We start from the raw sequence: 23,089 nt of genomic DNA, 5'->3' as shown, positions 1-23,089 counted from the left end.
CGCTCGGGGTCAGCGGGAGGCAGGGCGCGCGGCGCCGACGGCGCTCGCGAGGCGGCGGATCGCCTCGTCGACGGTGCTGCGCGGGCAGCCGAGGTTGACGCGCATGTAGCCGTGGCCCTCGGGGCCGAACTTCGGGCCGTCGTCGAACCAGACCCGCGCCTCCGTGAGCAGGAAGCGCTCCAGCTCCGCCGGTGCGAGGCCGAGACCGCGGCAGTCCATCCAGGCGAGGTACAGCGCGTCGGCGGGCAGCACGTGCAGACCGGGGATGCCGGAGTTCACGGCATCCGCGAATCTCTCGTGGTTGCCGCGCAGATGTCCGAGCAGCCCGTCGAGCCACGGCTCCCCATGCGCGTAGGCGGCCTCGGCGGCGACCATGCCGAGCACGTTCACCAGCGGGAACGTGTTGCGCTCGTACTGGCGTGCGAAGGCCGCACGCACGCGGGCGTCGGGGATGAACACGTTCGCGCTCTGCAGCCCGGCCAGGTTGAACGTCTTGCTCGGCGCCGTGCACGTGATGCTGCCACGGGCGTACGCCGTGCCGAGCGACGCGAACGGCACGTGACGGCGCTCGGGATGCAGCACGAGATCCTGGTGGATCTCGTCGGCGACGACCAGGATGCCGTGGTGCGCGCAGATCTCGCCCATCGTGCGCAGCTCGTCCTCCGACCACGCGTTGCCGGTCGGATTGTGCGGGTTGCTGAGGATGAACAGCGTGGTGTCGGGCCGGATCGCCGCCTCGAACACCGCGGGGTCGAACACGTACCGGTCGCCCTCGCGGCGCAGCGGCGCCGCGACCGGGTGCCGGCCGTTGAGCAGCACGTCGTCGCGGAAGTGCGCGTACACGGGCGGCTGGATCAGCACCGAGTCGCCGGGCGACGTGAACGCCTGAACGATGGTCTTGAGCGCCGCGATGATGCCCGACGTCTGCACGATCCACTCGTGCGGCACGTCCCAGCCGTGCCGGCGCGCCTGCCACTCGGAGATCGCCCGGAGGTAGCTCGAGGGCGCGCCCGCGGGGTAGCCGAACACGCCCGCCGCGACGGCGTCGTGCAGCGCCTCGATCACGGGCTCGGGGGCGCGGACGTCCATGTCGGCGACCCACATCGGCAGCGGCTCGGCGGCCGCCGCCTCGGGCGGGAGCAGGTCGTACGACCACTTCATCGAGTTCGAGCCCCGGCGCTCGACGACCTCGTCGAACGGCGTCCGGGCCGGTGCGGCGTGCGTGCTCTGGAACATACCCAGGACACTAGGCCGACGCCGCGGCAAGGTGTTCCTGACATTCGCGCCGACGGCGGCATCCATGAATAGAATCCAACGCATGGATGCCGTTGACCGCAAGATTCTTGCTCAGCTGCAGGCAGAGGGGCGCATCACGCTCACCGAGCTGGCCACGCGCGTGCGCCTGAGCGTCTCGCGCTGCCAGCGCCGCGTGCGCGACCTCGAGGCGAGCGGCGTCATCCGCGGGTACCGTGCCGTTGTCGATCCCGCCGCCGCGGGCTTCGGGTTCGAGGTGATCGCCTTCGCGACCCTCGCCCGGCCCGACGTCGTCACGGAGTTCGACGCCGCCCTCGCCGCCGTGCCGGAGGTGATCGAGGCGCAGCGGCTGTTCGGCGAGCCCGACTACCTGCTGCGCATCGTCACGACCGACCGCGACGCCTACCAGCGCCTGTACGACGAGACCCTCACGCGGCTGCCGAGCCTGCGTTCCCTCAACTCCACGATCGTCATGAAGCAGGCCGTCGCCCCGCGCGGGCTCCCGCTGGGATGACGCGCGCCGCGCCGGCGGCTCAGGCGCCGGCGGCCTCCCGTGCGAAGCGCTCGAGCCGGCGGGCCGCCAGCTCCGCGTAGACCAGCGACGCCTTCGAGAGCATCGCCATGTCGAACAGCGCGTACGGCGAGTGGTTCATCGGCGCGGTCTTCGCATCGAGCCCCGGTTCCGAGGCCCCGTAGCCGATGTAGGCGCCCGGCACCTCGAGCAGCACGCGCGAGAAGTCCTCGGAGCCCGTGATGGGGTTGACCTGCGGCGTGTAGGCCTCGTCGCCGAGCACGGCGCGGATGGTCTCCTCCGCGAAGGCGGCCTCGTCGGCATCGTTGATGGTGGCCGGGTACTGGCGGATGAACCGATAGTCGACCTCGACGCCGTGCGCGGCGGCGATGCCGGTGAGGTACTGGTCGACGTACTTCTCGAGCTGGGGCGAGGTGTCGTTGGTCTGGCTGCGCACGGTGCAGCTGAACGTGACCTCCGGCGGGATCGTGTTGTTGGTGGAGCCGCCCTTGATCATGCCGACCGAGAGCACCACGGGGTCGAACAGCGTGAAGTTGCGGGTCACCATCACCTGGAGCGCCGTGATCATCTCGGCCGCCGCGACGACGGGATCCTTGCCGCGGTAGGGCATGGTGCCGTGCGTGCTCTCTCCCTTGACGGTCACGTGCAGGGCGTGGGACGCGAACATGAACGGACCCGGACGCGTCGAGAAGATGCCGGTCTGGTCGAAGGCGTGGGCGTGCATCGCGTAGGCGGCGTCCGGCTTGCGGCCCGAGACCTCGAGCAGGCCCTCCTCGAGCATGTGGCCCGCGCCGTCCCAGCCCTCCTCGCCCGGCTGGAACATGAACACCACGTCGCCCTTGAGCTCGTCCCGGATGCCGCACAGCAGGCGCGCCGCGCCGACGAGCCCGGCCGTGTGCATGTCGTGACCGCAGCCGTGCATGTTGCCGTTCGTCGACGCCCAGTCCAGCCCCGTCTCCTCGACGATCGGCAGGCCGTCCATGTCGCCGCGGAGCAGCACGGTGCGGGGGCTCGCGTCGTCGCGGGCACCGCCGCGGAGCACGGCGACGACCGACGTGAGGCTCTTGCCGGTCGTGATCTCGAGGGGCAGGCCCTCGAGGGCCTCCAGCACGAGCGCCTGCGTCTGCGGCAGGTCCAGCCCGACCTCGGGAACCTGGTGCAGCCTCTTCCTGAGGTCGGCGAGATCGTTCTGCATCGACTCTGCTGCGCTGGCAAGCGACATGGCGGGACTCCTCTGCTGCGTCACCGGATGGATGCGGCGGCCGGGCCGTCGTGGCGGGCGCCGCAAGGCCATTGTGCGCAACCGCGAGACCGTGGGAGCGCGCGGCGGGAGGACGTGCCGGGATTTGCGATCCAGGCCGTCACCGGCGCCGTTTTTTGCTGTCAGGCCGAGAGGCGGCGCGCCTTCGCGACTACGCTTGACGCACACGGCGGGAGGGAAGCGCGGGGTCGAGATGCGGCTGACCAGGCTCGATGCTCAGATCGTCCACGCCCTGCAGGTCTGGCCGCGCGCACCGTGGGCGCTCGTCGCGAGCCTGCTCTACGTCGACTCGAGAACCGTGGCCCGCCGGTGGGCGCGGCTCTCGAGCGCCGGGATCGCGTGGCTCAGCGCCTACCCGGCGGATCGCGCCTCGTCCACCGACGCCGTGGTCGAGCTGCGCGCCGCACCGGCCGCCGTGGCCCCGATCACCGATGCGCTGTGCGACATGGACGACGTGGCCATGGTGCAGAGCTGCATGGGGCACTGGAACCTGTCGCTGCACTGGCGGGGGAAGGACATCGCCGCGCTGGAGCGGTTCGTCAGCGAACGGCTCGCCGGCGTGGAGGGCATCGAAGCGCTCCGCTCGTTCCTCGTGCTCGACACGCCCCGCGAGGGCTCCACCTGGCGCATCGGCGCGCTCACCGCCGAACAGGAGAGCCTGCTGCAGCGCGAGGCGGACAGGTCGCTCGCCGACGCGGACGCGCAGGCGTGTCACCACGACATCGACGTCGAGCTCGTCGAGCTGCTCCGGGAGGACCCGCGGATGAGTCTGACGATGCTCGCGAAGCGCACCGCGACATCCGTCAACACCGTCAAGCGCCACCTCGGGCATCTGCTGCGCAGCGGGGGCCTCATCATCCGCTGCGAGCTCTCGAGACCCCTGTCGGACAACCCGGTGACCGTGCGGTTCTTCGGCTCGGTCGAACGCCGGCACGCGGAGCAGACCATCGCGACGATCGCCGGCCTTCCCGACGTCAGATCGTGCCTCGTGCTGCTCGGCGCGTACGACCTCACGTTCACCGCGTGGCTGGAGTCCGCGCGCGACGTCGGCGGCTTCGAGACCCGTCTCGAGCGCGCGGCTCCCGCGCTCTCGATCCGCGAACGGGATCTCGTGCTGAGATCCAGCAAGGTCGCCTGGAGGGTGATCGACGACGACGGACGCCGGCGCCGCTGAGCGCGGCCGGCTCGACCACCGGACGCCGGACGGAGGCGTCGTCCACCGGGATGGAGCTCTCGATCGTCTGCGCCGACATGCAGCGCTAGAAGCTCACGGATCGCCGGAAAGCTGCGTGATCCCGCCCCCGGCATCCAAAGTGTCGCGACTCTTCCGCCGGCCGTGTGGTGACCCGACGGGAAAAAGATAATGACATCACACCCCGCTTCTCGCCCAAGGAGACTCTCAATGACGACGAACGAGACCGACGTTCTGGGGCCGCTGGTGAACACCGCCGGCGTGCTCATCGAGGAGGAATGGGTGACGCCGGCCGACGGCGCGACCCTGACCGTCGAGGATCCCGGCACGGGTCGCACCATCGGCCGCGTCGGCGCCGCCGGCGAGGCCGAGGTCGATCGAGCGGTCGCCGCCGCACGGCGCGCGTTCGAGGACGATCGCTGGGGCGGCCTGTCGGGCCAGCAGCGCTCCGTGCTCATCTGGCGGCTCTCCGACATCATCGAGAAGAACGCCGAAGAGCTCGCGCGCCTCGAGAGCCTCGACGTCGGGATGCCGATCGCGCAGGCCCGGGGAATGATCGCGGGCGCCGTGACGATGTACCGCTACTACGCGGGCTTCGCCGACAAGCTGTACGGGGACAGCATCGAGATCGGCACCTCGCAGCTGCGCTACCAGGGCTTCACGCGCAAGGAGCCGGTGGGCGTCGCCGCCCTGATCACCTCATGGAACGCGCCCATGCTGGGCAACGCCATGAAGCTCCCCGCCGCCCTCGCCGCCGGCTGCACGTGCGTGCTCAAGCCCTCGGAGGAGGCCCCGCTCACGACCATCGCCCTGGGCCGGCTCGCGCTCGAGGCGGGCATCCCCGCGGGCGTCGTGAACGTGGTGCCCGGGCTCGGCGGCGTCGCAGGGGCCGCACTCGCCGCACACCGCGACGTCGACAAGGTGAGCTTCACCGGCTCCATCGGCGTCGGCAAGAAGATCCTCGACGCGGCGGGCGGCAACCTCAAGAAGGTGTGCCTCGAGCTCGGCGGCAAGTCGCCCATGGTCGTGCTGCCCGACGCCGATCTGGACACCGCGATCCCCGCGCTCGCGAACGCGAACTTCTGGAACACCGGCCAGATCTGCACGGCGGGCACGCGCCTGCTCGTGCACCGCTCGATCGCCGACGAGGTCGCGCAGGGCATCGCCGAGGTCGGCCGGTCGCTGCGGCTCGGGCACGGCAGCGACGCGGACACGCAGCTCGGCCCCCTCATCTCCCAGCGCCAGCTCGACCGCGTCGACGGCTACGTCGCCAGCGGCGTCCAGGACGGCGCGACGGTCGTCAGCGGCGGTGGTCGCGTCGGCGACGAGGGCTACTTCTACGCACCCACGGTGCTCACCGACGTGACCCCGTCGATGAAGGTGGTCAGCGAGGAGATCTTCGGACCGGTGCTGGGCGTCATGGCCTTCGACGACCTCGACGAGGCGATCCGCGTCGCCAACGACACCGAGTACGGCCTGGCGGCCAGCGTGTGGACGCGCGACGTCAACAACGCGCTCACCGTCGCGAAGCGGATCCGCGCCGGACAGGTGACCATCAACATCCACGGCGGAGGCGGCGTGCAGGTGCCCGTCGGCGGCTACAAGCAGTCGGGCTGGGGTCGCGAGCGCGGACCCGAGGGGCTCGAGGAGTTCCTCGAGACCAAGTCGGTGGTCACGCGCATCTGGGCCTGACCCGCTCGCGGGAGGCGATCCCGCACCGACCTCGGCCGGCGGCACACGGATGCCGCCGGCCGCCGGTCTCTGAGCCGCCCCGCACATTCCGATCCCGTATCGTGCTCGAATTGTGGGAGGGAGTGTGATGGACATCGAACTGGACATCCTCGATCAGCGGCTGCTGCATGCGCTGCAGATCTATCCGAGGGCGACCTGGCGGAGCCTGGCGCCCATCGTCGGCGTCGACCAGACCACGCTGGCGAGGCGCTGGGATCGGCTGACCGAGGAGGGCGTCGCCTACAGCACGGGATACCCCCAGACGCAGAGCTACACGATCATCGAGGTCCTGTGCGAGGCCAGCAAGCTGCCCGGCGTCGCCGCCGCGCTCACGATCGAGCCGGCCATCAAGCTGTTGGAGCACTGCACGGGAGACCGCTCGCTGCTGGCCCACGTGCTGCTCACCAACCGCAACGAGCTCTCCGACTTCCTCATGACGCGGCTCTCGGCGATCGACGGCATCGGCGCCACCCGCATCCACGCGGTCGACCACATCTACCTCAGAGGGGTCGAGTGGAAGCTGCAGGCGCTGACGCCGCACGAGGAGAGCATGGTCACGAAGCTGTCATCGTCACGACCCGGATCGTCCACCCACGTGTCCCCCGAGGTCGTCGACGCGATCCTGCGGGAGGTCTGGGTCGACGGCAGAGTGCCCGTGAACGTGATCGCCGAGCGCCACGGCATCTCGCCGCATCGCATCTCACGGGGTCTGGGGCGCATGCGCGAGGCCGGGATGCTCGAGTTCCGCATCGACGTCGCGAGGCCCGCGACCAACCGCCCGGTCACCGCCTGGTACTTCATCGAGGCGCCCCCGCAGGTGGCCGCCAACATCAACGAGTCGATCATCAAGCGGCCCGAGTCGCGCGTCGTGATGTCGGCGACCGACCGGCACAACATCCTCATCTGCGCGTGGCTGAAGACGTACGAGGAGAGCCACCTCTTCGAGGCCGTGCTCGAGCGGGGCCTGCCCGGTGCGCGGGTGACCGATCGGGCCACGGCGCTGCGCAGGTTCAAGCACCTCGACTATCTCATCGGTGCCGATGGGAGGGCGATCGGGCACGTCCCTCCGCAGGCGGGCCCGACGGTATGAGGGCCGGCTCCCCGCGAGGGCGGAGGATCGCGCCGCAGGGCCCGCCCCGTCAGACGAGGCGGGCCCTGCGGCGCGAAGGACCGGATGCCGGTTCCCGGACTCAGGACTCGAGGTACTCGGCGAAGACCTGCGGGATGGTCAGCCGCTCGGAGGTGACCCCGGTGCGATGGGCGATGTCCATGAACGCCTCGATCGTCCTCTCGTTCGTCTCGATGCCGTGCGTGTGGAAGTCGCCGCCGAGCAGTGCGAGCGAGTCGAAGATGTCGAAGCGGGCCCAGCATCCGCCGCCGAGGAAGGTGGGCAGGATCGCGCGATAGTCCTCGTCGGACTTCTTGAACGTCTCGGTCACCGTGCGGGCGAGCCACGGATGGCGCTCCCACACCTCACGACGCACGACGAGCAGATGGTTGATCGGCACGATGCCGGTCGAGCGGTGGTACGCGGACTCCACGGCCTTCACGTCGTCGAAGAAGTCGACGATCGGGCCGTTCTCCGCGTCGTAGCGCTCGCTGGGCGGATAGCACAGCAGCGCTTCGATCTCGCCCTCGAGCAGCAGGTCGGAGAGGCTCTTGTCGTCGGGGGCGACCTCGACCCCGTCGGGGAGCACGCCGAACTGCGGACCGCCCTTCACGTCGACGCCGCCGACCACCCACGTGATCTTCGAGGTGTCGACGCCCTGGCTCTCCAGGAAGTGGCGGTACCACAGGGTGCCGCTCGTCTGATAGGCGAGCATCCCGACCCGGGCGCCCTCCAGCTGCGACAGGCTGCGCAACGCACTGCCCGTGCGCACGTAGACGTCGCGCGCCGAGAACTCGCGCATGAAGAAGACCGGCAGCGCGACCAGGCTGCGGTCGCCCTGGCTGATCCGCGCGAGATGCGAGGAGAACGACGTCTCACCGCCCGCGATGGTCGGATCGTCCATCACACGCCTCGAGATGCTGATCCATTCCTGCGACGCGGCGCGCTGCTCCATGATCAGGTTGATGCCCAGGTTCTCCGCCTCCAGCCTGGCGCGGCGACGCGGCCCGACATCGGGCAGACTGCCCGTCGCGAGGGTGAGTTCGACATGCTCGTTCGACATGATGATTCGAGTTCCTTTCCGGGTTTCCGGGGTTCGGGGTTGCCGCGAGCGCAGAGGATCGCGGCGTACGCGTTGCCGTCGTACGTCTGCTGGGGCGTGGCGCTACTCGACCGTCAGCGACGGCAGCCACAGTGCGATGTCGGGGAAGACCATGATCAGCACCACGACGACGAACGCCGGGATCATGAAGGGGATCACGCCCCGGTAGACGGTGGCGAGCGGGACCTTCGCCACCGACGAGATCACGAAGCAGTTCATGCCGACCGGCGGTGCGACCAGGCCGATCTGCAGCAGGATCACGAAGAGCACGGCGAACCAGACGCCGCTGAAGCCGAGATCCGTGACGATCGGGTGCACGAGGGGGACGACGATGATCATCACGGAGAGCTCGTCGAGGAACATGCCGAGCGGGATCAGGATGAGCAGGATCAGGATGATGATCACCATCGGCGGCATATCGAGGTCGGCGACGAACTCCGACATCTTGAACGGGATGCGCGACAGCACCAGGAACGTCGAGAACACCGTCGCGCCCACCATGAGGATCATGGTCATCGTCGACGTGGCCGCGGTCTCCCGGGCCGACATCACGATGAGCTTCCAGATCGCCTTGATGCCGCTGCGGAAGTTCTCGAAGAACAGCATCAGCAGGGCGATCAGGGCACCGATCGCGGAGGACTCGATCACCGTGAAGATACCGGTGAACATGCCGACCATGATCGCCGTGAAGATGGCCGCGAGCCAGAGAACGGCCCGGAAGCTGCCCTTCGGCAGCCGGCTGCGAGGCGCCGCGTCGCCGTGCGCGTCCGCCAGCGCCTCCTCGAGGCTCAGCTCGGGCTTCTGCACGAGCTTGCGCGCCCGAAGGGAGGCGAAGACGGCGTAGGCGACGGCGCTCATGACGCCCGGGATGATGCCCGCGACGAGCAGCTGCGAGATGGACTCACCCGTCATGATGCCGTAGAGCACCATCGCCACGCTCGGCGGGATGAGGATGCCGAGAGTGCCGCCCATCGCGACGATGCCGGTCGCGAACGCGGCGGGGTACCCGTTTCGGCGCATCTCCTCGATCGAGATGCGGCCGACCGTGGCGGCCGTGGCGACGCTCGAGCCCGACACGGCGGAGAACCCGGCGCAGGCCGCGACGGTGGCGATGCCGAGTCCGCCCGGCAACGACCGGAGCGCGACGGCGCCGACGGCGTAGACCCGCTCCGCGAGCCGGCCGTGCACCGCGAACATGCCGAGGAGCACGTACAACGGGATGATGGCGAGGCTGTACGCCGCGATCGAGGAGTAGGGCGTGCCGGCCATCGCGGCGTTGGCCTGGGTCCAGTTGCCGAGGAGGAGGATGCCGAGTCCGCCGGAGCCGGCGAGCGCCAGGGCGACGGGCATCTCCAGCGCGAGCATGACGAGGAAGGCCCCCGTGACGAGGAGGACGATGATGTCGGTGCTCACGACCGCTTCTCCTTGACGAGCTCGGCGACGGAGTTCATCAGCAGGCTGACGAAGTACACGGAGAGGAGGACGAACCCGAGCGCCAGCACGATCTTGGTCGGCCAGACGGGAAAGACGACGAGACCCTGGATGACCTGGCCGCGCTGGGTCGACTTGATGGCTTCGAGCACCGTTCCGTACGCGAACCAGACGACCACCACGGTCGAGAGGATCTGGCCGAGGAACCGCACCCGGCGCGCCTTGAACGGAGAGAGGGCGTCGGTGAGCAGCGTGACGCGCGGGTTGGCCTGCAAGCGCTCGGCGCTCATGAGGCCGAACGCCATCACGAGCACGACGAGCGTCTCGGTCAGCTCGTACGAGCCGGGCACCGATCGGTGGGTGAAGACGTTCCTGGCGAGCACCTCGGCCACCATGAGCACCATGATGATGACGACCGCGATCGCCGAGAGCACGGCGGTGACGTCGGAGACCTTTGCCAGGACCTTGTTGAGAGTGTCCATTGGTGTGAAACCCTGCGTAGAGAGGCGAGAAGGATGGGATGTCTGGAACGGGGCGTCCTCACGGCCCGTCCCCGTTCCAGACGAAAAGCGGAGCGGCGGCGACGCTCAGACTCCTGCGGCCTCGCAGTGCTGCTCCAGGGACAGGGCGTCAGGATCCTTGTACTCGGCGACGAGCTCCATGTAGCGGGCGACGAAGGCGTCCACGTCGCTGATCTTGCCCGTCGCGTTCTCCTTGAAGCGCTCGACGATCACCTTCAGCGAGTCCTCCTTCCACTGCTCGCCGGTCGCGTCGCCGCCAAGAGTGCCGACGGTGCCGCCGAGGTCGGCGACGGCCTGGCACGACGTCACGAGCGCCGCGTCGATCTCGCTGCCGAGGATGTCGTCGTCGTGCATCGCCCGACTCGCATCGTCCATCGCCTTGCGCGCGCTCTCCGGCAGGCGCTCGTACGTGTCGAGGTTGATGTTGAAGTTGTTCGCGGCCTGGATGCCCGCGTCGTTGAGGCCGTAGACGTTGGGCGCGACCTCGAGGATGCCCTGCGCGGCGACGGTGGACAGCGTGTACACCTGGCCCTGGATGAGGTTGCGCTCCAGGCTGTCGTAGATGTCCTCGGGAGCGACGGCGACCGGCGAGGCGCCGAGCTGGTCCATCGCGATGCCGATGAGCGAGCTCGCCCCGATCTGCATGCCGGCCAGATCGCTGAGCTTCTCGGGCGTCGTCTGCTTGTTCATCGCGACGATCACGGGGTCGCCGCTCGTGAAGAACAGGCGCTTCTGGTTGCGCTGCGCGTACTCCTCGTCCATCTCGGGGTACTCCTCGGCGAGCTGCGTCAGCGCGACGGGGATGGCCCGATAGTCGAGGGTCTGGAACGGGATGAACCCGACGTTGTTGGCCGCCAGCTCCTGGTGCTGGTTGGCGGCCACGAAGACGATGTCGGCGGTGCCCGACTCGGCGCAGTCGACGGCGTCCGCCTGGCTGCAGAGCGAGGCGTTGTAGAAGGCCTCGAACTGCACCTGGCCGTCGGTCGCCTCCGTCACCCGATCCATCCACTTCTGGAAGGCCTTCGAGTAGAAGTGGTTCTCGTTGAGCACGGTGCTGTACTTGAGCGTGAAGGTCTCGCCCTCACCGCCTTCGGAGCCCTCCGAGCCGCCGCTGCAGCCGGCGAGGAGGAGCACGGAAGCGGTCGCGCCCACGGCCGCGAGCTTCCAGGTGCGGAAGCGGGTCTTGTTCGTAAACGGAGTCATTGTCCACCTGCAATGTGTCGGTTTTCCGGAAGGGAAGCGGGAACCGCGATACGCTGGGCGTCTCTCGTGCCGTGCGCGTTCGCAGCATGTTGAAGGATCAGGTCGCGCAGTTCTGCGTCGGCTTCGTCGCGCTGGCACTTAGTTTGCTGTCGGGAAGATGACGGTGCGGTTACGTGCCACAAAACCCGAGAAGTGCTCGAGAACGCGCCGGAGAACGACGTTTCGTCCGCATCGTTGCAGGAGGTCGTTCGTTCCGCCCCGCGTCGCTCCGAGCGACGCGGGGGAAATGACGAAGGCCAAGCGATGTCTCGCTTGGCCTTGTTCGGGGTGGGGCTACCAGGACTTGAACCTGGGACCTCTTCATTATCAGTGAAGCGCTCTAACCGCCTGAGCTATAGCCCCGTGCCAGCCATGCGGCTGTCAACCTCCAAGACTGTACAGGATTCGTCGGCCAAATCGAAATCGCGGCCGCCGCAACCCCCGCTGGTTGAGTAACAACCCCTGCTGGTTGAGTAGCCGCCGCAGGCGGCGTATCGAAACCCGTGTAACGGACCGATACACGGGTTTCGATACGCGCGCTGCGCGCGCTACTCAACCAGCGGGGTTGGTCTTGCTCAACCAGCGGGGGACGTGCCGGGGCGATCAGTTGGAGGTGAAGCCGACGAGGAGGCCGCCGGTCACCTTGACCATGAGGTTGTAGATGCCGGCGACCACGGCGCCGAGCACCGTGACGACGACGAGGTTGAGGATCGCGACGATCGCCGCGAACGCCATCACCTGCGGCAGGCTGATGACGTTGGAGAGCACGAAGTTCTCGTTGAACGCCGTGAGCAGCTCGTCGAGCTGCGCGAGCAGCGTCGTGGCCTGCAGGATCATGTAGACGAGGAACATCGACACGACCGTCACGATCGCCAGCGCCACGCCGGCCAGGAACGACAGCTTCACCGCCGACCAGAAGTCGACGTAGACGAGGCGCAGGCGCACCTGCTTGGCGTTCGTGCGGCTCGACGACTTCTTCGCGAGCTTGTCGGCTACCGTGCTCATGCGTCTGTACTACTCTCCTCGGGGCTCGCGGCCCCGGTCTCTGGGTCGGCGGGGGCATCCTCTGCGGATGCCGCATCTTCAGCGGCCTCGGCGAGCCCGCGCTCACCGTTTCGAGCGATCGCGATGATCCGGTCGTCGTCATCCGGACGGGCGAACACGACACCCATCGTGTCGCGGCCCTTCGCAGGCACCTCGGCCACGGCAGAGCGTACCACCTTGCCGCTGGCAAGAACCACCAAGACCTCGTCGTCCTCGCCGACGATCAGACCGCCTGCCAGATCGCCGCGATCCTCGTTGAGCTTGGCCACCTTGATGCCCAGTCCGCCGCGTCCCTGACGCCGGTACTGGTCGACCGACGTGCGCTTCGCGTAGCCGCCCTCGGTCACGACGAACACGAACTCGTCGTCGCGCGCGACCGACGCCGACAGCAGCGTGTCGCCCTCGCGGAACTCCATCGCCTTCACGCCCTCGGTCGAGCGTCCCATCGGCCGCAGCGTGTCATCGTTCGCGGTGAACCGCAACGACATGCCGTGCCGCGAGATGAGCAGGATGTCGTCATCCTCGTCCACGAGCATGGCGCTGACCAGCTCGTCGCCGCCGGCATCCTCGTCCCCCGCGTCGTCGTCGCTCGCACCGCCGCGCAGCTTGATCGCGATGATGCCGCCCTGACGGTTGGTGTCGTACTCGCTCAGCGCGGTCTTCTTGATCTTGCCGTCGCGCGTCGCGAGCACGAGATACGTCGCGACCTCGTAGTCGCGGATGTCGAGCATCTGCGCGATCTGCTCCCCCGGCTGCAGGGCGAGCAGGTTCGCGACGTGCTGCCCCTTCGCGTCGCGCCCGGCCTCGGGGACCTCGTACGCCTTCGCCCGGTAGACACGGCCCTTGTTCGTGAAGAACAGCAGCCAGTGGTGCGTCGTCGTCACGAAGAAGTGCTCGACCACGTCGTCGGCGCGCAGCTGCGCGCCCTTCACTCCCTTGCCGCCGCGGTGCTGCGAACGGTAGTTGTCGCTGCGCGTGCGCTTGATGTAGCCGTCGCGCGTGACGGTGACGACCATCTCCTCCTGCGGGATGAGGTCTTCCATCGACATGTCGCCGTCGAAGCCGTGCAGGATGTGCGTGCGCCGCTCGTCGCCGAACTTGGTGACGATCTCGGAGAGCTCCTCCGAGATGATCGTGCGCTGACGACCCGGCTTGGCGAGGATGTCGCCCAGGTCGGCGATCTTCGCCTCGAGCTCCGTCGCCTCGTCGACGATCTTCTGCCGCTCGAGGGCCGCGAGGCGGCGCAGCTGCATCGACAGGATCGCGTCGGCCTGGTCGTCATCGATGTCGAGCAGCGTCTTCAGGCCCTCGCGCGCCTCCTCGACCGTCGGCGAGCGGCGGATGAGCGCGATGACCTCGTCGAGCGCGTCGAGCGCCTTCAGATAGCCGCGCAGGATGTGCATGCGCTTCTCGGCGACGCCGAGACGGTAGCGCGTGCGGCGGACGATGACCTCGACCTGGTGCTCGATCCAGTACGAGATGAACCCGTCGAGCGCGAGCGTGCGCGGCACCCCGTCGACGATCGCGAGCATGTTCGCGCCGAAGTTCTCCTGCAGCTGCGTGTGCTTGTACAGGTTGTTCAGCACGACCTTCGCGACGGCGTCGCGCTTGAGCACGATGACCAGGCGCTGACCCGTGCGGTCGCTCGTCTCGTCGCGGATGTCGGCGATGCCCGTGATGCGGCCGTCGCGCGCCAGGTCACGGATCTTGATCGCGACGTTGTCGGGGTTCACCTGGTAGGGCAGCTCGGTCACGACGAGGCACGTGCGACCCTGGATCTCCTCGACGTTCACGACGGCGCGCATCGTGATCGAGCCACGACCCGTGCGGTACGCCGACTGGATGCCCTTGGTGCCGAGGATCTGCGCTCCCGTCGGGAAGTCGGGCCCGTGGACGCGCGACATCAGCGCCTCGAGCAGCTCCTCGCGCGACGCGTCGGGATGCTCGAGCGACCAGAGCGCACCCTCGGCCACCTCGCGCAGGTTGTGCGGCGGGATGTTCGTCGCCATGCCGACCGCGATGCCGACGGAGCCGTTGACGAGCAGGTTCGGGAACCGCGCGGGCAGCACCGTCGGCTCCTGCGTGCGGCCGTCGTAGTTCTCCTCGAAATCGACGGTGTCCTCGTCGATGTCGCGCACCATCTCGAGGGCGAGCTGCGCCATCTTCGTCTCGGTGTACCGCGGGGCCGCGGCGCCCTGGTTGCCCGGCGAGCCGAAGTTGCCCTGCCCGTCGGCGAGCGGATAGCGCAGCGACCACGGCTGCACGAGGCGCACGAGCGCGTCGTAGATCGGCGCATCGCCGTGCGGGTGGTACTGGCCCATGACCTCGCCGACGACGCGCGCGCACTTCGAGAACGCCTTGTCGGGACGGAACCCGCCGTCGTACATGCCGTAGATCACGCGGCGGTGCACGGGCTTCAGGCCGTCGCGCACGTCGGGCAGCGCGCGGCCGACGATCACGCTCATCGCATAGTCGAGATAGCTGCGCTGCATCTCGGCCTGCAGATCGACCTGGTCGATCTTGCCATGATTGTGCTCGGATGCCGGGTCGGGGCGCTCTTCGGTCATGTTCTTCGTTTCTTGTGGGCCGGCTGGGGGTTTTCGGGCTGCGGGATGCTCCGTTCAGGACAAGAGCGGGGACCCCGCCGCTTCGCGGCACCCCGATTGTCCTGAACGGAGCATCCCTTCGCCCTTCGCCTCGGCCGATGTGCGGTGCCTCACCGGCAGCCTTCGCTTGTGTAGTGGTGTGGTGTGTATCAGATGTCGAGGAAGCGGACGTCTTTGGCGTTGCGCTGGATGAAGGTGCGGCGCGACTCGACGTCTTCGCCCATGAGCACGGAGAAGATCTCGTCGGCCGCGGCCGCGTCGTCGATCGTCACCTGCTTGAGCGTGCGGGTGTTGTGGTCCATCGTGGTCTCCCACAGCTCCTTCGGGTTCATCTCGCCGAGACCCTTGTAGCGCTGGATGCCGCTGTCCTTCGGCATCCGCCTGCCGTTCGCGAGCCCGTGCTCGAGCAGCGCGTCGCGTTCGCGGTCGCTGAACACGTACTCGTGCTCCGCGTTCGACCACTTCAGCCGGTACAGCGGAGGCTGCGCGAGATAGACGAAGCCAGCCTCGATGAGCCCCCGCATGTAACGGAACAGCAGCGTGAGCAGCAGCGTCGTGATGTGCTGGCCGTCGACGTCGGCATCCGCCATCAGCACGATCTTGTGGTAGCGCGCCTTCTCGACGTCGAAGTCCTCGCCGATGCCGGTGCCGAAGGCCTGGATGATCGCCTGGATCTCGTTGTTGCCGAGCGCACGGTCGAGTCGCGCCTTCTCGACGTTGAGCACCTTGCCGCGCAGCGACAGGATCGCCTGCGTCTCGGGGTCGCGGCCGCGCACGGCCGAGCCGCCGGCCGAGTCTCCCTCGACGAGGAAGATCTCGCTGATCGACGGATCCTTGCTCGTGCAGTCCTTGAGCTTGTCGGGCATCGACGCCGACTCGAACACGCTCTTGCGCCGCGCCGTCTCGCGCGCCTTGCGCGCCGCGAGCCGCGCCGTCGCCGCCTCGATCGCCTTCGTGATCACGCGCTTGGCCTGCGCGGGATTGCGGTCCAGCCAGTCGGCGAGCTGATCGCCGACGATCTTCTGCACGAACGCCTTCGCCTCGGTGTTGCCGAGCTTCGTCTTGGTCTGGCCCTCGAACTGCGGCTCGCTGAGCTTGACGGAGATGACGGCGGTAAGCCCTTCGCGGATGTCGTCGCCCGTGAGGTTGTCGTCCTTCTCCTTGAGCAGGTTGTTCGCGCGCGCATACGTGTTGATGCGGGTCGTGAGCGCGGCGCGGAAGCCCTCTTCGTGCGTGCCGCCCTCGTGCGTGTTGATCGTGTTCGCGAAAGTGAAGACGTTCTCGGTGTAGCCCGTCGTCCACTGCATCGCGAGCTCGAGGGCGATGTGCCGCACGGTGTCCTCGGCCTCGAGCTCGATGATCTCGTCGTTGACGACCTCCGCCTTGCGCACCCGGTTGAGGTACTCGACGTAGTCGACCAGGCCGCGCTCGTAGAGGAAGTCGTTGTGCGGCTGCCGCTCGACGGTCGTGCCGTCGGGGCCGTCCTCCGCATAGGCCGAGTCGGCGCGCTCGTCGCGCAGCCGGATGCGCAGGCCCTTGTTCAGGAACGCCTGCTGCTGGAAGCGCGTGCGCAGGGTGTCGTACTCGAACTGCACGGTCTCGAAGATCGTGTCATCGGGCCAGAACGTGATGATCGTGCCGGTCTCGTCCGTCGCCTCGCCGCGCTCGAGCGGGCCCTGCGGCTTGCCGCCGTCGGCGAACGCCTGCCGCCACACGTATCCCTGCCGCCGGATCTCCACCTCGAAGCGCGCCGACAGGGCGTTCACGACCGACGAGCCGACGCCGTGCAGACCGCCCGACACCGCGTACCCGCCGCCGCCGAACTTGCCGCCCGCGTGCAGCACGGTGAGCACGACCTCGACGGTCGACTTGCTCGGATCGGAGGCATGCGGGTCGACGGGGATGCCGCGGCCGTTGTCGATGACGCGGATCGCGCCGTCGGGGAGGATCGTGACGTCGATCGTGTCGCAGTGGCCGGCGAGCGCCTCGTCGACGGAGTTGTCGACGATCTCGTAGACGAGGTGGTGCAGGCCGCGCTCGCCCGTCGATCCGATGTACATGCCGGGCCGCTTGCGCACGGCCTCGAGGCCTTCGAGCACCTGGATGGCGTCGGCCCCGTATTCGTTCGTCTCTTCTTCCGCGGAGGCTGCAGCCGATTCGTCGCGAACGCTGTCAGGGGATTCAGACGTCATAGATCTCGAGCGCTCCACATCGGTTTCAGGGACATTCGATTCTATCGTGAACGCGCCCTGAAAGGCTCGTAATCGGCCCTGTGGGGCCCGAAAAACTTTCCCGATACCCCCGCACGTACCTCATCCGTAGGTATCGCGAGGGCCCCGCCCTGGAACGGCTCTCGGCCCCCATTTCCAGGAGGGGACGTCCGGCCCGATGAAACGGATGCCGGTGACGCCCGCCTCCGGAAAGCGCCGCATGATCTCGGTGAGGATCACGGCGCGCATGAGATGCAGGTTCTTCGCCCACGCCGTCGAGTCGCAGCGCACCGTGAGCATGCCGTCGGTGAGGCCGACCGGCGACGAGTGCTGCGCCGTCTCGGCGCCGGCGACCTCGGACCACTGCCGCACGAGATCCTCGCGCGCCAGCTGCGACTCCCAGCCCGCGCTGCGGGTGAGGTCGGAGAGCACGTCGCCGACGCCCTTCGGGTCGCGACCGGCCGTGAACGGCTGGTTCTCGTCATCGGGATCGCTGCGGCGCCGGCGGCGGCGCGACGACCGTGACGACGGCTCGAGGCCGCGCAGCCGCAGATAGGTCGCGACGGTCTCCGGAACGCGCTCGGCGCCGGATGCGGGCATCCCGTCAGTCATCGGACGGCTCCCGGATCGTGCCCGCCTCGACCCACACCGTGCGGGCGCGCAGCGCCGGCGGCACGTCATTCTCGACGGCGGCCGTGACGATGACCTGCTCGAAGTCGGCGACGATGCCCGCCAGCCGGTCGCGGCGATCGGCGTCGAGCTCGGCGAAGACGTCGTCGAGGATGACGATCGGATCGCCGAGCACCGACTGCTCCCGCAGCAGCCGGGCGGATGCCAGGCGCAGCGCGAGGGCGACCGACCACGACTCGCCGTGCGACGCATAGCCCTTCACCGGCAGACCGCGCACCCGCAGCTGCAGGTCGTCGCGGTGCGGGCCGACGAGCGTCACCCCGCGCTCGAGCTCGCTCGAGCGCCGCGCCGCGAGAGCGGTGCGGAACTGCGCCGCGATGTCGTCGGCCGACGGGAGCGGCGATCTCGATACGCCGTCGCTCCACGACGGCACTCGATCAGCGAATTCCCCCGCGAACCCCAACCCCGATCCGGCAGCATCCCCCAGTGATCGAGCAGGCCCCCCGGCTGGCTGGACAGGAACCTCGGAGGACTGGGCAGGAACCCCTGGTGGTTGGGCAAGAACCCCGGAGGGGTGAGCAGCATCCCCGGGGCGGTGAGCAACATCCCCGGAGGGGTGAGCGGCATCCCCCGCTGATCGGGCAGGAACCCCCGCTGGTTGGGCAGGACCCCCGGGGGACTGGGTAGGACCCCCGGAGGGGTGAGCAGCATCCCCCGTTGATCGAACAGACCCCCCCGATGGTTGGGCAGGAACCCCCGCTGGTTGAGTAGCGGCCGCAGGCCGCGTATCGAAACCCGCCTCGTCGTCCTCGGCGTCCACGCCCGCGATGCTCAGCGCCCATTCGAGCTCGGGTCGGTGGTCCGCGCCGGCGATCGACGCGTAGGCCTCCGCCACCGGCACCGCGAGGGCGTCGGCCAGCGCGAGCCGCGCGCGGACGACATCCGTGCCGAGCTGCACGAGCTTGTCGTCCCACACCTCGAGCGTCGACAGTCCCTCACCGCGGACGCCGCGCGCCCGCGCCGACTTGAGCAGCGCATTGCGCTGCTTCACGACGCGGTCGTAGTCGGCGAGCACGCCCGCCATGCGCGGCGCGCGCTGCACCAGCAGCTGATCGGCGAACCGGCGACGCGACGACGGGTCTCCGCGCACGATCTGCAGATCCTCCGGTGCGAAGAGCACGACCTGCGCATAGCGCGGCAGCTCCGCCGTGCGCACCGGCGATCCGTTGACGCGGGCCTTGTTCGAGCCGGCGCGATTGATCTGCACCTCGAGCAGCACGCGACGCTCGCCGTGCGCGAGACGCGCACGCACGAACGCGGCATCCGTCGTGTCGCGCACGAGGGGCGCGTCGGTCGCGGAGCGATGCGATCCGAGCGTCGCGAGGAACGCGATCGCCTCGGCGAGGTTCGTCTTGCCCTGACCGTTGCGGCCGACGAACACGTTCGCCCCCGCCACCAGCGCCACGTCGACGGCCGCATAGTTGCGGAAGTCGGCGAGACTCAGCTGCTCCACGATCACCGCATCAGCCTATGCTCTGCCCCCGACACCCCGCCCGCCGGTCCGTGGGACGGGTTTCGATACGCCGCCTCCGGCGGCTACTCAACCAGCGGGGTTCGTGGGTGCTTGTCCACACCCCGCCGGCCGAAGGCCCGCCTCCCCCTCCGCTGGTCGAGTGCTCGCGGCGAAGCCGCGAGCGTATCGAGACCCTTCCCACGGACCGCTACATGGGTTTCGATACGCCGCCTGCGGCGGCTACTCAACCAGCGGGGGTGGGGGTGATGTGGGTGAGCACCCCGCAGACCGACTGCTTCCCACCCCGCAGACCGACCGCATCACACCCCGCTGGTCGAGTGCCGTCGGCGGAGCCGGCGGTGTATCGAGACCCTTGCCACGGTCCGTTACCTGGGTTTCGATACGCCGCCTCCGGCGGCTACTCAACCAGCAGGGGTGTGTGCGGGTGGCGGTGGCGGTGCGGTCAGCGGAGGAGCAGGTTGGGCTGCAGCAGGTAGCGGAAGCTCTCGGGGGTGCCGGAGGTCTGCGGGGTGATGAGCACGGGGCTCAGCTTGTTGGAGTTCTCGCTCGAGGTGAACGTGATGCGCGTGAACTCGCTCTTCACGGCCGTGAGCGCCTCGAGCAGGTACTGCGGGTTGAGGCCGAGCGTGACCTCCTCGCCCGTGAGGGTCGCGTCCACCGACTCCGTCGCGCGGGCGTGCTCGGTGCCCGAGGCATCCATCGACACGCCCTCGCCCGTGAACGTGAAGCGCAGCGGCGCCGACCGGTCGAGCACGAGCGACACACGACGCACCGCCTCGGCCAGCTCGGCCGTGTTCACGACCGCGTAGTGGTCGGTCTGCTCGGGGAACAGCCGGCGCACAGGCGGGAAGTTGCCCTTGATGAGCAGCGACGTCACCGTGCGGTTGCCCGCCGTGAACGCGATGATCTCGCGATCGCCCGATCCCGAGAACGTCACCTGGATGTCGCCCGAGTGCGCGAACGTCTTGCCGACCTCGGTGAGCGTGCGCGCCGGCACGAGCGCGGTCGCGGTCTCATCGCCGGCCACGCCTCCGCCGTCCCACTGCACGTCGCGCAGCGCCACGCGGTAGCGGTCGGTCGCGACGAGGCTCAGCTCGGTGCCCTTGACCTCGAGCTGCACGCCCGTGAGCACGGGGGTGACGTCGTCGCGCGACGCGGCGAAGGCCACTTGCGAGATCGCGGTCGAGAAGTCGTCGCCGGGAACGAGGCCCGCGTCGCCCGAGACCTCGGGGATCGCGGGGTACTCCTGCACCGGCATGGATGCCAGGGTGAACCGTGCGGAACCGCACGTGAGCACGATGCCGTCGTCGTCCTGCTGGATCTGGATCGGTGCGTTCGGCAGCCGGCTCGCGATGTCGGAGAGCAGCCGGCCGTGCACGAGGATCGTGCCGGGCTCGTCGACCGTCGCCTCGATGAGCGTGCGGGCCGAGGCCTCGTAGTCGAACGCGGCGAGCGACAGCCCCTCATCGGATGCCTCGATCAGCACACCGGCCAGGATCGGCTGCGGGTTGCGCTGCGGCAGGAGCTTGACGACGAATGACACGGCCTCGCTGAACACATCGCGATTCACGTGGAACTTCACTGGCGCTCCCTTGACGTCGGGGTTGGCTTCCCATGCTAGTGCCCTTGTCAGCGAAGGCTGCAGGGGCACCGGCATCCACAGATGTTCACCCACAGGGTGATCGGATGTCAGAGAGAAGAGAGATATCTGTCATCTTCATCTCTCCTGTGGAAACTGTGGATAACTCCGTGGATGCCAGTCGGGACACCGAAACCACACGCGTGTAAGTTGTGGGCCGGCTGGGGATGTCTCGAGAGCCGCGGATTCTCGCGGACGGATCGCCGCGGCGATCATCCACAGCGCCACCGGCATCCGTTCACAGAAACCCGCGCCCGCTGAGGATTTATCCACAGGTTGTCCACACTGTGCAGAACGTACGAGAGCAGCCCCGCCACGTCGGTGGCGAGGCTGTGGAAAGCGACAATCGTCAGCGGCCGTTGCGTCCCAGCTGCGTCGTGATCTCGGTGACCTGGTTGTAGATCGAGCGCCGCTCCTTCATGAGCTCGCTGATCTTCTTGTAGGCGTACATGACCGTCGTGTGGTCGCGGTTGCCGAAGAGCTGGCCGATCTTGGGCAGCGAGAGGTTCGTGCGCTCGCGGCACAGGTACATCGCGATCTGCCGTGCCGTGGCGACCGCCTGCGAACGGCTGGAGCCGTAGAGGTCGTCGACCGTGAGCCGGAAGTACTGCGCCGTCGCGGTGATGATGTCGGTCGGCGAGATGATGTTCGTCTCGTCTTGGTCCACGATGTCGCGCAGCACCGTCTGGGCGAGCGAGATGTCGAGCGTCGAACGGTTGAGGCTCGAGAACGCCGAGACGCGGATGAGGGCGCCCTCGAGCTCGCGGATGTTGCTCGACACCTTCGTCGCGATGTACTCGAGCACGTCGTCGGGCACCTGCAGCCGCTCGGACTGCGCCTTCTTGCGGAGGATCGCGATGCGCGTCTCGAGGTCGGGCGCCTGCACGTCGGTGATGAGACCCCACTCGAAGCGGCTGCGCATGCGGTCCTCGAAGCCCGTGAGGTGACGCGGCGGCACGTCGCTCGTGATCACGACCTGCTTGTCGTGATCGTGCAGCTGGTTGAACGTGTGGAAGAACGCCTCCTGCGTCTCGGCGCGTCCCTGCAGGAACTGGATGTCGTCGATCAGCAGGATGTCCACGTCGCGGTAGCGCGCCTGGAATGCGGCGCCGCGGTTGTTCGCGATGGAGTTGATGAAGTCGTTCGTGAACTCCTCGCTCGACACGTACCGCACGGTGATGCCGGCGTACATGGTCATCGCGTAGTCGCCGATCGCATGCAGCAGGTGCGTCTTGCCGAGACCGGAGTCGCCGTAGATGAACAGCGGGTTGTACGCCTTGGCGGGAGCCTCGGCGACGGCGACCGCCGCGGCGTGCGCGAAGCGGTTCGACTGGCCGATGACGAAGTTGTCGAAGCTGTAGCGCGGGTTCAGGCGGGTGTCGCCGCGGCCGGCGTGCGCGATCGGCTCGACGTACGTCTCGGTCGGACGCGGCGGCGGTGAGGCCGGCGGAGCGGAGGCGACGCCGAAGGCGTCGTCTCCCAGCTCGGGGTTGACGACGACCTTGAACGACGTGGCAGCCGGCTCGGCGGTGACCTGCGACAGCGCCTCCATGATCGGCATCCGCAGTCTCTTCGTGAACTGCCCCGCCGTGAACTCGTTCGGGACGTCGAGATAGAGCGTGCCCGCCATCACCCCCTGCGCGATCGCGAGATTCAGGAAGCCGTGCAGCTGCGGCGTGACGCGATCGTCGGTCTGGAGCACCTCGAGCGCGGCGCGCCAGACGGGCACGTCTGGAATATCCTGTGGTGTCATCGGCCCCCCCGGCTCGGTCGTGCGGGCACCCACCCCATCCGACCCGTACCGCGAAGCCTGTGGATAACCATCGCAGACACGCTAATCAGGTCGGGTGGCAAGAGCAAGCCGCACCCTCGTGATGACCCGCGTGTCGTCGCGGTCGACGATGTAGCGGCTGTGGATAATGATCGGTCAGGCACACGCGGTTTGGCAATAGGGGTCTACTCGACGTAACCTGTATCGGTTGACGTCTGCCCACACCGGGCAGACTCCCCTTGTACCCCTGTGTCCCCGGTCTAGAGCGTTCGGGTGACCCG

Annotated in this window: 17 protein-coding genes and 1 tRNA gene; 4 read left to right on the top strand and 14 right to left on the bottom strand. The window is 68.4% G+C overall.

The genetic code is table 11. From position 1 onward, the window contains the following. Positions 1–9 precede the first annotated feature (9 nt). On the bottom strand, positions 10–1,236 hold the full coding sequence (locus AOA12_RS00095) for a MalY/PatB family protein (protein WP_054678444.1): 1,227 nt from the start codon (positions 1,234–1,236) through the stop codon (positions 10–12). An 82-nt stretch (positions 1,237–1,318) separates the two neighbouring features. On the opposite strand from AOA12_RS00095, the gene AOA12_RS00090 reads away from it, so the two are divergent. Continuing rightward, the gene (locus AOA12_RS00090; protein ID WP_054678441.1) at positions 1,319–1,768 is read left to right on the top strand and encodes an Lrp/AsnC family transcriptional regulator; all 450 of its coding nucleotides are present in this window, start codon (positions 1,319–1,321) and stop codon (positions 1,766–1,768) included. A 19-nt stretch (positions 1,769–1,787) separates the two neighbouring features. Here the strand turns inward: AOA12_RS00090 and AOA12_RS00085 are convergent, their stop codons facing one another. Next, positions 1,788–3,008: a M20 metallopeptidase family protein gene (locus tag AOA12_RS00085; protein ID WP_054678438.1), complete on the bottom strand. Its 1,221-nt coding sequence runs from the start codon at positions 3,006–3,008 to the stop codon at positions 1,788–1,790. Between the two features lie 232 nt (positions 3,009–3,240). On the opposite strand from AOA12_RS00085, the gene AOA12_RS00080 reads away from it, so the two are divergent. The 3 genes from AOA12_RS00080 to AOA12_RS00070 all read left to right on the top strand — a co-directional run bounded on the left by AOA12_RS00080 (position 3,241) and on the right by AOA12_RS00070 (position 7,060). Continuing rightward, positions 3,241–4,221: an Lrp/AsnC family transcriptional regulator gene (locus AOA12_RS00080; RefSeq protein WP_054678435.1), complete on the top strand. Its 981-nt coding sequence runs from the start codon at positions 3,241–3,243 to the stop codon at positions 4,219–4,221. 228 nt (positions 4,222–4,449) lie between these two features. Then, complete coding sequence (locus tag AOA12_RS00075) at positions 4,450–5,931, top strand: aldehyde dehydrogenase family protein (RefSeq protein ID WP_054678434.1); 1,482 nt, start codon at positions 4,450–4,452, stop codon at positions 5,929–5,931. A gap of 127 nt (positions 5,932–6,058) precedes the next feature. Continuing rightward, entirely contained in the window at positions 6,059–7,060 is a 1,002-nt protein-coding gene (locus AOA12_RS00070; RefSeq protein WP_054678431.1) for an AsnC family transcriptional regulator, read from the top strand. Positions 7,061–7,160: 100 nt separating this feature from the next. Here the strand turns inward: AOA12_RS00070 and AOA12_RS00065 are convergent, their stop codons facing one another. The 12 genes from AOA12_RS00065 to dnaA form a co-directional block, all read right to left on the bottom strand. After that, on the bottom strand, positions 7,161–8,141 hold the full coding sequence (locus tag AOA12_RS00065) for a hypothetical protein (protein WP_054678428.1): 981 nt from the start codon (positions 8,139–8,141) through the stop codon (positions 7,161–7,163). Between the two features lie 102 nt (positions 8,142–8,243). Then, entirely contained in the window at positions 8,244–9,593 is a 1,350-nt protein-coding gene (locus AOA12_RS00060; RefSeq protein ID WP_054678425.1) for a TRAP transporter large permease, read from the bottom strand. Next, complete coding sequence (locus tag AOA12_RS00055) at positions 9,590–10,093, bottom strand: TRAP transporter small permease (RefSeq protein WP_054678422.1); 504 nt, start codon at positions 10,091–10,093, stop codon at positions 9,590–9,592. Before AOA12_RS00055 ends, AOA12_RS00060 begins: the two co-directional genes overlap by 4 nt. Before the next feature lie 105 nt (positions 10,094–10,198). Continuing rightward, positions 10,199–11,335 carry a TRAP transporter substrate-binding protein DctP gene (dctP, locus tag AOA12_RS00050; protein ID WP_054678419.1) on the bottom strand — a complete coding sequence of 379 codons (1,137 nt, stop codon included), beginning with the start codon at positions 11,333–11,335 and terminating at the stop codon, positions 10,199–10,201. Positions 11,336–11,663: 328 nt separating this feature from the next. After that, positions 11,664–11,737 (bottom strand) — tRNA-Ile (locus AOA12_RS00045). A gap of 240 nt (positions 11,738–11,977) precedes the next feature. Beyond that, positions 11,978–12,379, bottom strand: coding sequence for a DUF3566 domain-containing protein (locus AOA12_RS00040; protein ID WP_054678416.1), 402 nt, complete (start codon positions 12,377–12,379; stop codon positions 11,978–11,980). After that, complete coding sequence (gene gyrA / locus AOA12_RS00035; RefSeq protein ID WP_054678413.1) at positions 12,376–14,985, bottom strand: DNA gyrase subunit A; 2,610 nt, start codon at positions 14,983–14,985, stop codon at positions 12,376–12,378. The genes AOA12_RS00040 and gyrA overlap by 4 nt, the downstream gene beginning before the upstream one ends. A 188-nt stretch (positions 14,986–15,173) precedes the next feature. Further along, the gene (gyrB, locus tag AOA12_RS00030; protein ID WP_054678410.1) at positions 15,174–17,216 is read right to left on the bottom strand and encodes a DNA topoisomerase (ATP-hydrolyzing) subunit B; all 2,043 of its coding nucleotides are present in this window, start codon (positions 17,214–17,216) and stop codon (positions 15,174–15,176) included. Positions 17,217–17,336: 120 nt separating this feature from the next. Continuing rightward, the gene (locus AOA12_RS00025; protein ID WP_054678407.1) at positions 17,337–17,846 is read right to left on the bottom strand and encodes a DUF721 domain-containing protein; all 510 of its coding nucleotides are present in this window, start codon (positions 17,844–17,846) and stop codon (positions 17,337–17,339) included. Next, positions 17,839–19,383: a DNA replication/repair protein RecF gene (recF, locus tag AOA12_RS22410; protein ID WP_082405812.1), complete on the bottom strand. Its 1,545-nt coding sequence runs from the start codon at positions 19,381–19,383 to the stop codon at positions 17,839–17,841. Before recF ends, AOA12_RS00025 begins: the two co-directional genes overlap by 8 nt. Positions 19,384–19,840: 457 nt before the next feature. Then, positions 19,841–20,980, bottom strand: a complete 1,140-nt coding sequence (gene dnaN, locus AOA12_RS00010; RefSeq protein ID WP_054678404.1) for a DNA polymerase III subunit beta — start codon at positions 20,978–20,980, stop codon at positions 19,841–19,843. 406 nt (positions 20,981–21,386) lie between these two features. Continuing rightward, positions 21,387–22,667 carry a chromosomal replication initiator protein DnaA gene (gene dnaA, locus AOA12_RS00005; protein WP_442922294.1) on the bottom strand — a complete coding sequence of 427 codons (1,281 nt, stop codon included), beginning with the start codon at positions 22,665–22,667 and terminating at the stop codon, positions 21,387–21,389. Between the last annotated feature and the right edge of the window lie 422 nt (positions 22,668–23,089).

It is taken from the genome of Microbacterium sp. No. 7 (assembly GCF_001314225.1).
In the GTDB taxonomy this organism is placed as follows: Bacteria; Actinomycetota; Actinomycetes; order Actinomycetales; family Microbacteriaceae; genus Microbacterium.
Note: the sequence above shows the minus strand (reverse complement) of the source record. Positions and strands in the feature narration are given on the sequence as shown.

Coding starts and splice junctions, on each gene's coding strand:
- AOA12_RS00095 (WP_054678444.1), bottom strand. CDS start 1,236: ATGTTCCAGAGCACGCACGCCGCACCGGCCCGGACGCCGTTCGACGAG.
- AOA12_RS00090 (WP_054678441.1), top strand. CDS start 1,319: ATGGATGCCGTTGACCGCAAGATTCTTGCTCAGCTGCAGGCAGAGGGG.
- AOA12_RS00085 (WP_054678438.1), bottom strand. CDS start 3,008: ATGTCGCTTGCCAGCGCAGCAGAGTCGATGCAGAACGATCTCGCCGAC.
- AOA12_RS00080 (WP_054678435.1), top strand. CDS start 3,241: ATGCGGCTGACCAGGCTCGATGCTCAGATCGTCCACGCCCTGCAGGTC.
- AOA12_RS00075 (WP_054678434.1), top strand. CDS start 4,450: ATGACGACGAACGAGACCGACGTTCTGGGGCCGCTGGTGAACACCGCC.
- AOA12_RS00070 (WP_054678431.1), top strand. CDS start 6,059: ATGGACATCGAACTGGACATCCTCGATCAGCGGCTGCTGCATGCGCTG.
- AOA12_RS00065 (WP_054678428.1), bottom strand. CDS start 8,141: ATGTCGAACGAGCATGTCGAACTCACCCTCGCGACGGGCAGTCTGCCC.
- AOA12_RS00055 (WP_054678422.1), bottom strand. CDS start 10,093: ATGGACACTCTCAACAAGGTCCTGGCAAAGGTCTCCGACGTCACCGCC.
- dctP (WP_054678419.1), bottom strand. CDS start 11,335: ATGACTCCGTTTACGAACAAGACCCGCTTCCGCACCTGGAAGCTCGCG.
- AOA12_RS00040 (WP_054678416.1), bottom strand. CDS start 12,379: ATGAGCACGGTAGCCGACAAGCTCGCGAAGAAGTCGTCGAGCCGCACG.
- gyrA (WP_054678413.1), bottom strand. CDS start 14,985: ATGACCGAAGAGCGCCCCGACCCGGCATCCGAGCACAATCATGGCAAG.
- gyrB (WP_054678410.1), bottom strand. CDS start 17,216: ATGACGTCTGAATCCCCTGACAGCGTTCGCGACGAATCGGCTGCAGCC.
- AOA12_RS00025 (WP_054678407.1), bottom strand. CDS start 17,846: ATGACTGACGGGATGCCCGCATCCGGCGCCGAGCGCGTTCCGGAGACC.
- dnaA (WP_442922294.1), bottom strand. CDS start 22,667: ATGGCGGGCACGCTCTATCTCGACGTCCCGAACGAGTTCACGGCGGGG.